At 67.2% G+C, this 12735-nt stretch carries 10 protein-coding genes; all 10 read right to left on the minus strand.

Annotated features, from left to right (window positions below):
* Positions 1 to 182: 182 nt before the first annotated feature.
* Complete coding sequence (locus ACFVJ3_RS05630) at positions 183 to 4487, minus strand: NAD-glutamate dehydrogenase (RefSeq protein ID WP_378451131.1); 4305 nt, start codon at positions 4485 to 4487, stop codon at positions 183 to 185.
* A gap of 53 nt (positions 4488 to 4540) precedes the next feature.
* On the minus strand, positions 4541 to 5479 hold the full coding sequence (locus ACFVJ3_RS05635; protein ID WP_378451132.1) for a D-isomer specific 2-hydroxyacid dehydrogenase family protein: 939 nt from the start codon (positions 5477 to 5479) through the stop codon (positions 4541 to 4543).
* Between the two features lie 33 nt (positions 5480 to 5512).
* Positions 5513 to 6529, minus strand: a complete 1017-nt coding sequence (locus tag ACFVJ3_RS05640; RefSeq protein WP_378451133.1) for an L-idonate 5-dehydrogenase — start codon at positions 6527 to 6529, stop codon at positions 5513 to 5515.
* A gap of 41 nt (positions 6530 to 6570) precedes the next feature.
* A complete protein-coding gene (locus ACFVJ3_RS05645; protein ID WP_378451134.1) occupies positions 6571 to 7344 on the minus strand; it encodes a glucose 1-dehydrogenase in 774 nt (257 codons plus the stop codon).
* The gene (locus ACFVJ3_RS05650; protein WP_378451316.1) at positions 7341 to 7862 is read right to left on the minus strand and encodes a gluconokinase; all 522 of its coding nucleotides are present in this window, start codon (positions 7860 to 7862) and stop codon (positions 7341 to 7343) included. The genes ACFVJ3_RS05645 and ACFVJ3_RS05650 overlap by 4 nt, the downstream gene beginning before the upstream one ends.
* Before the next feature lie 20 nt (positions 7863 to 7882).
* Positions 7883 to 8524 carry a TetR/AcrR family transcriptional regulator gene (locus ACFVJ3_RS05655; RefSeq protein ID WP_378451135.1) on the minus strand — a complete coding sequence of 214 codons (642 nt, stop codon included), beginning with the start codon at positions 8522 to 8524 and terminating at the stop codon, positions 7883 to 7885.
* A gap of 17 nt (positions 8525 to 8541) precedes the next feature.
* Positions 8542 to 9687 (minus strand): pyridoxal phosphate-dependent aminotransferase, encoded by a 1146-nt coding sequence (locus tag ACFVJ3_RS05660; RefSeq protein WP_378451136.1) that lies wholly within the window; start codon positions 9685 to 9687, stop codon positions 8542 to 8544.
* 69 nt (positions 9688 to 9756) lie between these two features.
* The gene (locus tag ACFVJ3_RS05665; protein WP_378451137.1) at positions 9757 to 10572 is read right to left on the minus strand and encodes an SDR family oxidoreductase; all 816 of its coding nucleotides are present in this window, start codon (positions 10570 to 10572) and stop codon (positions 9757 to 9759) included.
* A 98-nt stretch (positions 10573 to 10670) separates the two neighbouring features.
* Positions 10671 to 11984, minus strand: a complete 1314-nt coding sequence (locus tag ACFVJ3_RS05670) for an MFS transporter (protein WP_378451138.1) — start codon at positions 11982 to 11984, stop codon at positions 10671 to 10673.
* A gap of 56 nt (positions 11985 to 12040) precedes the next feature.
* On the minus strand, positions 12041 to 12679 hold the full coding sequence (locus tag ACFVJ3_RS05675) for a hypothetical protein (protein ID WP_378451139.1): 639 nt from the start codon (positions 12677 to 12679) through the stop codon (positions 12041 to 12043).
* Positions 12680 to 12735 lie beyond the last annotated feature (56 nt).

Consider the following 12735-nt stretch of genomic DNA (forward strand, 5'->3'; position numbering starts at 1 on the left):
CTGGAAGGCATCGGAGAGCTCAGCGAATTTTCATCGCACCGGTAGCGTCATCGTGACGGGGGACTTCGGTCGTGAGGGGGTCCGGCGGCACACCGAATGGGGTGGTCTCGCTCCGGCTTCCACGAATGGCGGCTCCCTTGAAAGACTTCGGCGCGGCTAGTTTCGTCATCAGGCGAACCTCCCTAGTGCGCAGTGGCCGACGAGTGCGGCGTCCGCACCATACTGCGCAATTGACGGGCGGTGACCGACAGTGTCGCCAAGTCGAAGGCATTGCTCTCGAAGACGCTCTGCAGGGTGGCCCTCGCTCTTTCGAGCCGGGCCGAATTGCCGGCCTCCCACTCGGCGATGCTGTCCTGCGGATCCTGGCCGGGCTCGCTGCTTGCGAGAACATCGAGGCACAGTGCACGCATCGACGAGTACAGGTCATCGCGTAATGCCTGTCGGGCGAGTGCGTGCCAACGGTCACCTCGGTCGAGCGCGGTGACGGACGTGAGGAGCCGCCCCGCCTCGAGGTGCGCGTTCAACGCCCAATACACCGCACCGACCTCCGTCGAATCCCTCTCCGACACTTCCGCGATCTCCACGATGTCGAGCAGCGAGAACACATCGAGCGAGCGGAACACCCGGTGGGCGAGATCCTGCGGCGCTCCGGCCTCGATGGCCGGAGCAGCCCTGCGACGGACGTTGTCGACATCGGCACCCTGCAACCAGGAGGGCAGTACCGGAGTCAGCCGGCGAACGGCACCCGCGAACCGCGCGATCTCAGCTCCGATGGCCAACGGCTGGGGGCGATTCGCCAGGAACCATCTCGAACCCCGGCCGAGCAACCTCCGCGACTCGGCCTTCAGAAGGTCGGACGCGGCGGTCGGCATTTCCGTCCGGCGAATCTCGCCCCACACCGAACGCAGATCGAAGACATCCGCGGTGATCGTGAACGCTCGCACGGCATCTTCAGTCGATGCGGCGCAGTCTTCGAGGAGCCGGTGGACGTAGGAGAGCCCGCCGTCGTCGACGACTTCGTTGATCACCATCGCCGTGACGATCTCGCGAGCGAGAGGGTGTGCGGTGCCGGGCGCGATCTTGTCGCGTACCTGCGTGGGGAAGTATTGGGGGAGCCTGTTCGCCAGCTCACCGGTATCGGGGAGCTGCCCTGCGAGCAGATCCTCTTTCAGCGCGAGTTTGACGTGCGCGAGAAGTGTGGACAACTCCGGCGAAACCAACCCTGTGCCGGTCGCGGCGCGAACGCCCAGATCCTCATCGCTCGGTAGAGCCTCGTGGGCTCGAACGAGACCGCGGTGACGTTCGAGCGCGGTGATCTGACGCCGATGCACGGACAGCGACCTCGCCGCGACCGCGCGAGTGGTGCCCAGCAGTTCGTTCTGCGAGGTGTTGTCGGCGAGGACCAATGCGGCGACGTCATCGGTCATCGACGCCAGCAACGGGTTCCGCTGATCCTTGTCCAGAGTGCCGGCGCTCACCGCGGTGTCGAGGAGGATCTTGATGTTCACCTCGTGGTCGGAGCAATCGACTCCTGCCGAGTTGTCCAGGGCGTCGGAGTTGATCCTCCCGCCGGCGAGCGCATACTCCGTCCGCCCCAGTGCGGTCACGCCGAGATTTCCGCCTTCGCCGATCACGCGGGCTCGCACGGCGCGGGCGTCGACGCGGACACCGTCGTTGGCCTTGTCGCCCACGTCGGCATGGGACTCGGTGCTCGCCTTGACGTACGTCCCGATGCCACCGTTCCAGAGAAGGTCGACCGGTGCCCGCAGAATCGCGGCGATCAGGTCGGTGGGAGACAGCAAGTTCGTCGAATCCGGCAGTGCAAGTGCGGCTCTCATCCGGGAATCGATCGGTATCGACTTCTCCGTGCGGGCCCAGATACCCCCGCCCTCGCTGAGGATGGAGCGGTCGTAGTCGTCCCAGGACGAGGTGGGCAGATCGAACAGTCGCGCGCGTTCGGCGTACGACCTGGAGGGGTCAGGGTCCGGGTCGACGAAGATGTGCCGATGGTCGAATGCCGCCACGAGCCGGAGAACGGGAGAGAGGAGCATCCCGTTTCCGAACACGTCGCCGCTCATGTCGCCGATCCCGACCACGGTGAACGCGTCGGTGCGGGTGTCGACGCCGAGTTCGCGGAAGTGTCGCTCGACGCTCTTCCATGCTCCCTTCGCCGTGATACCCATGCCTTTGTGGTCGTAGCCGGCCGATCCGCCGGATGCGAATGCATCGCCCAGCCAGAACCCGTACTGCGTGGCAACCTCGTTGGCGATGTCAGAGAAGGCCGCGGTTCCCTTGTCAGCGGCAACGACGAGATACGTGTCGTCGCCGTCGCGCCGCACCACTCCGTCCGGTGCGAGAACGGTTCCCGTCTCGCGGTCGACGTTGTCGGTCAGGTCGAGCAGCCCCGCAATGAACTCCCGATAGCATGTGATTCCCTCACCGAGCCTGGCCGTGCGATCGGCGTCCGGGTCGCCGGTACCGACGGGCGGCTTCTTCACCACGAAGCCGCCTTTCGCGCCGACGGGCACGATGACCGCGTTCTTGACGGCCTGCGCCTTGACCAGCCCAAGAATTTCGGTGCGGAAGTCCTCGAGTCTGTCGGACCATCGCAGTCCTCCGCGCGCGATGGCGCCGAACCGCAGATGGACCCCTTCGACCCACGGCGAGTACACGAAGATCTCGAATCGTGGACGTGGGGAGGGTAGTTCGGGTATCGACCGGGGATCAAGTTTGAACGCAAGGGCCCGGCGGGTCGATTGGTGTGCGGCACCGGAGAAGTAATTGGTTCTCAGGGTGGCCCGTACCAGTCGCAGAAAGGAGCGGAGGATCCGGTCGGAATCGATCTCCGGGATCGCGTCGATGGTGTCATTCAACTGTTGCGCCATCGCGTCGGAGGCGGCTTCGCTCGCAGCATCGGGGTCGAACTGCATCGTGAAGAGGGTGACGATCTGGCGGACGATGTCGGTGTGACGGCTCAGGACTCGAGCGATGTGATCCTGTGAGTAGGGGAACGCGGCCTGCCGCAGATACCTGGCATATGCCCGCAGCATCGCGGCCTGACGCCAATCGAGCCCTGCACGAAGAACGAGCGCGTTGAATCCGTCGATCTCGGCACACCCGTCCCACATCGCCGCGAAGGCGGCGGAGAACCGGGACGTGAGGTCGTCCGCGTCATCTCCCGCTCCGGCACGTGCGGCGTCACCGTCGAATGTGATACCGAAATCGTAAATCCAGCACTGTGTTCCGTCGCTACGACGAACCGGGTAGGGGTGCTCGTCGACCACCTCGACAGCGAGGGAGTGCAACAACGGTAGTACCCGGCTCAGGGTGACCGGTTGCCCCGCCACGTAGAGGGTGCATCGCCACGGCGTCTGGGTGCTTCCGGAAATGCGGTAGAGCGACAGGGATGAGGAGTTCGGCGGAAGCGATTCGAGGGTGGCCGCGTCTACCGCGGCCCGCTCGACGCCGTGCTCCTTCTTGTAGGCCTCCGGCAAGGCTTCCGCGTACCGCTGCGCACTGTCCGAGGTTGCGGTGCCCGAATGTTGGCCGAGGGCCTCTCGGAACGAGTCGTCCCAGGTCTTGATCGTCGCACGCAGCTCGTCCTCGATCGCGCCGCCCACGGTGAAGGATGTCCGTGGTGCCCGATCCGGCTGGGAAGTGGAGCGCACATCGAAGCGGAGCACAGCCAACACCGATCCCGCAACGGACAGCTCACCCATCGCTGCCCGCCCGCCGAACTGCCGTTCGACGATGGCGGTGGCCACCGCCCCCAGCCGGTGGTCCAGCCGGCGCAGGGGCACCAGAACAAGACAGGTGGTGCTGTGGGGCAGCGGGGCGGGCACGGTCAGCACGCGGACGTCGATGGCCGCCGCGTCCCGGGCCGCGGTCACAACCCACTCGAGTACCTCGTCGGCGGCGGGGAGCAGGAGATCGGCGACGGGGAGGGCGTCGACGATCCGGAGTGCGATGTCGTATGCGGGTGCACGTCGTTCGACTCCCGCTCGATCGAGAGCCGAGACCGCCTTCTCCCGGATGTGGTCGAAATGCAACGGCTGCGCACCGTCCGCGACCAGGGTGAGGTCGGCGGCGAGATCGCGGACGAGGCGCTCGGTCGCGCGTACGCGCCGATCGCCGGTGGTCTCGGCGAGTTCGAGGGTCAGCCGTATTTCCGCGATGGTGTCACCCTCACCGGGGCGAGCCCCGGGAGCGGCGTCCAGGAGGGCCCCGTCCTCGGCCCGGCGCACGCCGACCGAGGACCACTCGATGTCGAGCACCACCGATCCCGCCTGTACCGCGCACGCAGCCACGAGTGCCGGCACGTCCGGATGATCGTCGGCGACCACCCGGAGGACCGTCGTTCCGGCAGCCGAGGCCGCGGCGTGCGTGAGGACCGTGAGGGGCGGCCGCACGAGTCCGAAGGCGAGGCCGGGAGAGATCCCGACGCTAGGGACGGTGGAGGAGAGATCGGAAGGTGTCGTGGCCGTCACGGCAAATCACGCTCCAGGGACCGAGGGACGGGGAGGAGAACCGGGTTACGGGATCAGTAGCCGCTGGCGGGGTCGATGACCGCGGCGAGGGCCTGTCCGCGGGCGAAGCGGGACACGTTGTCGCTGACGTGCTGGGCGAACGCGGGTGCCAGCGCGGACGGCGGGTTGGCCACATGCGGGGTGATGATGGCGTTCGGGAGGGTCCAGAGCGGGTGACCGTCGGGCAGCGGTTCGGGTTCGGTGACGTCGAGCGCGGCGCCGCCGATCCGACCCTCGGTGAGTGCCTCCACGAGGGCATCGGTGTCGATCAGCGAGCCACGGGCAATGTTGACCACCCAGGCCGTCGACTTCATCTGCGCGAGCTCCTGTGCACCCAGCAGGTACTTGGTCTGGCCCGTGGCGGGTGCACCGAGCACCACGTGATCCGCCCGACCCCAGACCTCGGCCGTGCGCTCCGCCGGCAGAGTCTCGACGGTGCCGGGAACCGTTCTGCCGGAACGGGTCACGGCAAGGGTGTGCGCACCGACCGCCGACAGGAGCGGGATCAGCGCGCGCCCGATGCCACCGCAGCCGACGATCGCCACGAGTGAACCGCGCAGGGTCCGGACCTGCGCCCCGAAACCCGCCTGGTCCCAAGACGTTGCCGCGAGTTGACCCGGCAGCGCCCGCACGCCGGCAAGGAGCAGTGCCAGGGCATGCTCGGCCACACTGTCCGCGTACGCGCCTGCTGCGGACGTCCACACTCGATCACTGCCTGCGTCGACGACACCGGACTGGAACCAGGATTCGACACCCGCCGACGGCAACTGCACCCACCGGACTTGCGTGGGCAGCGTCGGGAAGTCGCTCGGCGCCCCCGTCCAGACGACGGCGTCGGCGTCGTGCAGCCCGGTCAGCTGCCCTCCGCCCGCCGTGATGGCGTCGACGAGAAGCGGCGGCTGATCGGGGCCGAGATGCACGGTCGGGGTGGACGTTGCAGTGGATGAAGACATGGGTATCCCTCGAAGGGTCGGGCCCGGGGCTGTTCAGCGGAAGTCGAGGACGACCTTGCTGGCCTGGGTGCGGTCGCGGGCGACGGTGAATGCTTGTTCGCTCTGATCGAGCGGGAAGCGATGGGTGAGAACGGGTTCGACGGGGAGCCCGGAGGCGAGCAGTGCCAGTGCGTCGTCGAACTCCGAGCCGAAGCGAAATGCTCCGACGAGCTCGATCTCCTTGGTGACGAGAAGATTTCCGGGGAAGGTGACGTCGCCGGGCGGGAGCAGACCGAGTTGCACGACACGACCGCCGCGGCGGACGGCGCGGACACACGCGCCGAGAGCGGCGGGCGCACCGGAGGCTTCGACAGCGATGTCGATGTCGGTCGGCGCCGCGTCGGGGTCGTCGGCCCGCACGACCGCGGTTGCGCCGACAGCTCTGGCTACCGCGAGGGTTTCGGGGACGAGGTCGGACACGATGACCTCCCGGGCGCCCGCCGCGCGCAGGGCAGCGACGGCGAGACACCCGATGGGTCCTGCGCCGGTGACGAACACCGAGCGGCCCGTGACGTCTCCTGCGCGGGCGACGGCGTGCAGTGCCACGGACAACGGCTCCGCCAGTACCGCGGTTTCGAGGCTCAGCCCGTCAGGGAGCGCACGGATCTGATGGGCGGGCAGCACGATTCGCTGGGCGAAGCCGCCCTGCACGTGCGGGAGGCGGGCCGCGCTTCCCAGGTACCGGGTGTCACGGCACACGTTCTCGCGGCGGTCGAGGCATTCGGGGCACTTGCCGCACGGGGTGGCGGGGTGCACGGCGACGGGTGTGCCGGCCTCGGGGCCGTCGACCCCGTCCCCGAGTGCGGCGACGGTGCCGACCACCTCGTGTCCGAGGACCATCGGCTCCCGGACGAGGAAGTCGCCGACGCCGCCGCGATGGGCGTAGTGCAGATCGGACCCGCAGACGCCGCCGTAGGCGACGTCCACCGCAATCTGACCTCGCCCGGGCGCCGGGACGTCGATGTCCTCGACCCTGAGGTCGTGTGCTCCGTGTACGACACAAGCCCGCATGTGTTCTGCGCTCCGCTCTTCGATGAAACTCGGTGTGGTCTCTAGACGACCGCGGTCATACCGCCGTCGACGTACAGAATCTGGCCGTTCACGAAATCCGATGCGCCCGAGGCCAGGAACAACAGGGCACCGACCAACTCGTCGGGGCGGCCCCAGCGTCCGGCCGGGGTGCGCCCCGCCAGCCAAGCGGAGAAGTCGGCATCCTGGACCAGGGCCGAGGTCAGTTCGGTGTCGAAGTAGCCCGGCGCTATGGCGTTCACGCACAGCCCGTGCGGTGCCCAGTCCGCACACATTCCACGGGTCAGCATCTTCAGGCCACCCTTGCTCGCGGCGTACGGTGCGATACCGGGCCGGGCGAGATCGCTCTGGATCGAGCAGATGTTGACGATCTTCCCGACCCCGCGTTGCACCATCGCGCGGGCGAATTCACGTCCCACGAGGAACGCACTGGTGAGGTTGGTGTCGAGTACCCGCCGGAAGTCGTCCTCACTGAATTCGAGGAGCGGACTGCGGTGCTGTACGCCGGTGTTGTTCACCAGGATCCGGACGGGGCCGACTTCTTTCTCGATCGCGGTCGCGGCGTCGGCGACCTGGGCCGCGTCGGTGACGTCGAACGCGTAGGCGAACACGTTCGCCCCGGTGCGTTCGTGGATCTGCTTGCGGGCCAGCTCGAGCGCGTCGGAGTTCCGGCCGTTGAGTACGACGACGGCACCGGCCTGTGCGAGTCCTTCTGCCAGGGCGAAGCCGATTCCTCGACTCGATCCGGTGACGAGCGCGATCTGATTTTCGATGTCGAACGCGGGGTGGCTGGTCACGCTGGTCCTCCGATGAAGGTCGGCCGGTCCTGATCCGTGTGCAGTCCACTCGCGTCGAGTGCTGCCCGGGCCAGGTCGGCGGGAGTCTGTAGGGCCTCGAGTTCGATCCCGATTTCGCCGGGCTGCAGTCGCTCGAGGATCGCGAACTGGGAGTCGAGGAGGCTCGTCGGCATGAAATGGTCGGTGCGGGCGTTCATGCGTACCGCGATGAGGTCCCGGTCGGCTCGCAGATGAACGAAGAAGATCGGTGCGCCACCCGACCGGAGTACGTCCCGGTAGCGCCGTTTGAGCGCGGAACAGGCAATTACGCCGGGAATCCCGGTTTCGGCGCCAGCGGCGAGCCATCGGGCGATGTCCTCGAGCCACGGCCCGCGGTCGTCGTCCGTGAGCGGGATTCCGCGGCTCATCTTGTCGATGTTCGACGCGGGATGGAGTTCGTCGGCCTCGCCGAGCCGCGCCCCGGTGATCTCGGAGATGGCCTGAGCCACCGAGGTTTTGCCGCAGCCGGCGACCCCCATCACGACGATCTGCGGGGCCGTCACGTTCTGACCCCGTTGGACCAGGACCGGGACAGGTCCTGCTCGCCGCGGGCGGCGGCCCAGCCGGTCAGGGCGCCGCGCAGTGCGGCGAAGAGCTGGGTGCCCACCTGATCGGCCGACAGGCCCACCGTGTTGAGCAGGTCGAAGATCTCTCGCGGGTCGAACAGGAGGTTCCAAAGGAACAGGGCCTCGTCGCCGATGTCGGCGATGCCGAGCTCTCGCGCCGACTGCTGCAATGGCTCGAGCAATGCCTCCGCCTGCACGGTCAGGTAGTAGGTGTCCTCGCGCAGCCGTTCCAGGTAGCCGTGCCGCGACCTGGTGGCGACCATGGCCTCACCGTGCTCGACGACGAGTCCCACCCAGCACCGGCAGAGCTCCTCGAGCCGTTCCAGTCCGACCGTGTCGAGCGTGCGCGCGTAGTCCCGCATCCGGCAACCGACCTCGAACCGGTACTCGCCGAGAATGTCGTCGACCGAACTGAACTGGCGGTACGCGGTGGCCGGCGAGACCTCGGCGGCCTTGGCGACCTCGGTCATGTTGACAGGCTCGTCGTTGCCGGAGGACAACTTGACGGCTGCCTGGATCAGGCTGCGCCGATTCCGTTCGGTGTCACTGCGCATCGGCTTCTTGGCCATCGTCATGATCCTCTCCCTCGTTCCTACGCCAGCGAGGCCAGCCCGCGAGCCAGCCGGGCCACGCCTTCGGTGATCGCCTCCGAACTCGCAGCGTAGGACAGGCGCAGGTGACCTTCGCCGTGAGCGCCGAACTCGCTGCCGGGCCGGACCGCGACGCCGTGCTCGCGGAGGATCCGCACGACCTCGACGGAGGGGACGTCGGCCGAGTATTTCGGGAAGAAATAGAAGGCGCCCTCGGGGTCTCCCACCTCCAGCCCGGGAACCTGGGACAGGGCCTCACGCATGAGGATCCGACGCGCCCGGTAGGCCTCCCGCATGGCGGCGACGTCGTCGGCGCAATCGGTGAGCGCGGTGAGGGCGGCACGTTGGACGGCCGTGTTGACCGAACCGTTGTTGCTGTTGTGCACCCGGGCGCAGGCGGCGACGACCGCACTCGACCCGGCCAGGTATCCCACCCGCCACCCGGTCATGGCGTAACTCTTCGAGAAGGTTTGGCAGTACAGGGTTCTCTCGACCAACTCGGGAATCTGCAGTGCCGAGGTGAAAGGCTCACTGCCGTAGACGAGTTCGCTATAGGCCTCGTCGGCGATCACCAGCGTGTCGGACTTCCGGAGGATCTCCCCGAGTACCTCGAGTTCCTTGGTGCGGTGCACGACGCCGGTGGGGTTGGAGGGGTTGCAGAACACGAAGAGCTTCGCGCCGGCGAGTGCAGCGGCCAGCGAGTCGAGGTCCCAGTGCAGGTCGTCCTGCAGCGCCACCGGCACGCACACGCCACCGGCCAGATGAACGAGATCCGCGTACAGCGAGTAGGTGGGGTCGGGAATCACGACCTTGTCTCCCGGGTTCACGGTTGCGAGGATCGCCGCCGCGAGTCCGCCCGTACCGCCGTGGGTGACGAGAATCTGATCGGACCCGAAGGTCGTTCCGGCGAGTGCGCTCACCTGGTCCGCGACCGCGGCGCGCAGATCGGCGTCGCCGAGCTGGGCGGCGTAGTGGGTGTGGCCGGCCTCGAGTGCAGCGGCTGCCGAGCGACGGATCCGCTCCGGGGTGTCGAAATCGGGTTCGCCCATGGCGAGGGACACCATGTCACCGCCGGACTGTGGCTGCTGAGTCCGGAGTGAGGCTTCTTCGACCCGGATCACCGCGTCCGAGGGGGCAAAGTTGATCACAGGTCTACCGATCCTTCCGGAATCTGCACGATCTCAATTGAGCACTGCATCGCATATGCGAATATTTTCTCATCTGTCTTGGTGCGCGTCAAGGGCTCTCAGGATGTCTTCCGGCGCTCCCTTCCACCGGCTGACCTCGAGATCGCCGGAGATGTCGCGCTGACGGGTCGGGGCGATGACGAGTTCGGGGATGACCGTCCGCGACGGGAGTGTGGCGGCGAGGTGCACCGCGCGGGCGACGTCGTCGGGTTGGACCATGGCGTCACGCACGTCCTGGCTGGGCGGGTTGGCCCGGTTGTCCATGATCGGGGTGCTCACTTCGCCGGGCAGGATGCAGGTGGCGCGGATGCCGTCGTTGCGGAACGTGTTGTGCAGGTAGGTCATGAAGTTCCGGACGCCGGCCTTCGCGGCGCCGTACGCCGCACCGCCCAGCAGATTGGGATTAGCGGCGGCCAGTGAGGATACGGTGACGATCGTGCCTGCGCCCCGCTCGAGCATGCTGGGCAACACCGCCTGAGTCAGCAGATACACGGCGGTGAGATTCACACCGAGGATCTCGTTCCATTCGTCCTCGCTCGTCCACCGGACGTTGAGCACCCTTCCGCCCGCGCCGGCATTGTTCACCAGGATGTCGATCGGACCGGCCTCGCTCTGCACCGAATGGATCAACGAGTGAATCTGCTCGCTGTCCTCGATGTGCGCCGGCTTCACCAGTGCGGCGCCGCCGGCCTCGGTGATCGCGGCGGCGACCTCGGCGAGTACCGCCTCCCGGCGGCCGACCAGGACGACGGTGGCGCCCTCGGTCGCGAGCTTGATCGCCGATTCCCGGCCTATCCCGGTTCCGGCACCGGTGACCAGGGCAATCTTTCCGTCGAGCAATCCCATTTCGGGGTCCTTTCGTGTCGTGCGCCGAGAAACGGCGAGGGGCCGGGGCGGATACCGTCGGTGGTCTCCGCCCCGGCCTGGTCGTACGAACGCCGGGTCTACGTGTCCTGCAGGGGCCGGCCGGCGGTTTCGACGAGCTTCAGCGCCGTCAGCGCGGTGATGATCGCCGTCAGGATCACCGCGTACGCCGGGATGCTCTTGTCGCCCGTCAGTCCGATGAGCCAGTTCATGACCAGTGGGGCGCTGCCACCGAACACGACGGTCGTGATGTTGAACCCGATGCTGTACGCGCTGTAGCGCACGTTGGTCGGGAAGAGTTCGACGAGCTGGACCTGGATCACACCGGCATGTCCGGCGAACAGTGCGGCGAGAATGATTCCCGCCAGCGCCGCGGTGCCGAGGTTGCCCGTCGAGATCATCTGGAAACACGGGTAGGACGCAAGGCCCATGGCGATCGCGGAGTACAGCAGCACCGGCTTGCGCCCGATGCGGTCGGAGAGCCGCGCTGCGTAGGGGATCGCGACGAGGATCGCCACCAGGCTCACCGCGGTCACCAGCAGTCCCTGGAGCTGGCTGAAACCCTGTTCCTTCTTCAGGTAGGTCGGCATATACACGAAGAGGATGTAGTAGCCGGGGCCGTTGAGCGCGGGAAGCGCGATGGTCATGGCGATGGCCTTCAGGTGCCGCTTCGAGGTGAGCGCCACCTTCAGCGGGTTCCGTTCGACCACCTTGGCCTCACGCAGGGCCTGGAATCGCGGGGTGTCCTCGAGCCGGTTCCGGATGTAGAAGCCGACCAGACCCATGGGCACTGCCAGCAGGAACGGGATGCGCCACGCCCAGGATTCGAGCACGTCCTGGCCCAGCAGCTGGATGATCGCGCTGGAGATCAGGCTGCCCGCCAGCAGTGCCGCGAACGAGCCCATGGGCAGCCAGCAGGTGGTGCGGCCACGCTTGTCGTCGTCGGCGTACTCGCCCACGAACGACATGGCGCCCGACGCCTCGCCGCCGGCGGAGAAGCCCTGGATCATCCGCATGCAGATGAGCAGGATCGGCGCGGCCCAGCCGATCGTCTCGAAGCTCGGAATCATGCCGATGGCAGCGGTGGAACCGGAAATCATCAGCAGCAGGAAGGCGAGGAGAGTCTTACGGCCCAGCTTGTCGCCGAGGTAGCCCGAGATGACACCGCCGAAGGGCCGCACCAGGAAACTGATGAGGAACCCGACGTAGGTGAGCATGATGCCACCCGAGCTGCCGTTTCCCGGGGCGAACACGAGAGCGAGGGTGGGTACGAGCAGACCGTAGATGCCGTAGTCGTACCACTCGACGAACGAGCCGATACCCCCGGCGATGGTGACCTTCTTGACTACCTTCCGGTTGTCGGAATCGGTCGCGGGTGGATTGGTGACAGTCATGACCTTGCGTTCCCTTTCTCCGGGATTATCGCTGATGTGGCGGACACGGGCATCTGTCAGCTGAAGGTCGCCGCAGCGACCTCGGCGTCCAGGGCCTCTTCACGCGCGACCACCGCGAGAACGGCATCGAGCACTTCGCGGGCACGTGCGGGCGGAATGACGATGATGCCGTCGCTGTCGGCGCAGACGATGTCACCGGGATGGAAGACGACGCCGCCGATCGCGACGTCCTCACCGATCACGCCGGGTCCGTTCTTGAAGGGTCCGGCCGGGGTCACGCCCCGCGCGAAGACCGGAAAACCGAGGTTCTCGATGGTGTCGCGGTCGCGGACGCACCCGTCGACGACCGCACCGGCCGCACCACGTGCCGCGAAGCGCTGGACGAGGTTGTCACCGATGAGAGCGCGGCCGAGGTCACCCGCGCCATTGACCATGACCACGTCACCGGGCTGGATGAACTCCTGCGCCTTGATGATGGCTGCGTTGTCGCCCGCCGTCGTGAGGATGGGGAGCGCCGTGCCCACGAACTTCGCGCCGGGCCAGATCGGGGAGATGCCGGAGTCGCAGATTCCCAGGCGCTCCATCGCGTCGCCGAGATTGGCGACCTGGAATCGGGCGAACTCTGCGACCAGCTCCGGCGCCGGCCGGGTCCAGCCGGCGGAGATGCGGAGTTGTGCGCCATCCAGTTCAGACATCGGGGCTTCCCTTCGGTTCATCTCGACTCGCGGGATCAACCACCGACAGAGTGAGA

This window comes from Rhodococcus sp. NPDC127593 (genome assembly GCF_042671975.1).
Classification (GTDB): Bacteria; Actinomycetota; Actinomycetes; order Mycobacteriales; family Mycobacteriaceae; genus Rhodococcus_F.

What these genes read in the sequence shown, in the direction of transcription:
- ACFVJ3_RS05635 (WP_378451132.1), bottom strand. Translation starts at nt 5,479, where the DNA reads ATGTCTTCATCCACTGCAACGTCCACCCCGACCGTGCATCTCGGCCCC.
- ACFVJ3_RS05640 (WP_378451133.1), bottom strand. Translation starts at nt 6,529, where the DNA reads ATGCGGGCTTGTGTCGTACACGGAGCACACGACCTCAGGGTCGAGGAC.
- ACFVJ3_RS05650 (WP_378451316.1), bottom strand. Translation starts at nt 7,862, where the DNA reads ATGGGGGTCGCCGGCTGCGGCAAAACCTCGGTGGCTCAGGCCATCTCC.
- ACFVJ3_RS05655 (WP_378451135.1), bottom strand. Translation starts at nt 8,524, where the DNA reads ATGACGATGGCCAAGAAGCCGATGCGCAGTGACACCGAACGGAATCGG.
- ACFVJ3_RS05665 (WP_378451137.1), bottom strand. Translation starts at nt 10,572, where the DNA reads ATGGGATTGCTCGACGGAAAGATTGCCCTGGTCACCGGTGCCGGAACC.
- ACFVJ3_RS05670 (WP_378451138.1), bottom strand. Translation starts at nt 11,984, where the DNA reads ATGACTGTCACCAATCCACCCGCGACCGATTCCGACAACCGGAAGGTA.
- ACFVJ3_RS05675 (WP_378451139.1), bottom strand. Translation starts at nt 12,679, where the DNA reads ATGTCTGAACTGGATGGCGCACAACTCCGCATCTCCGCCGGCTGGACC.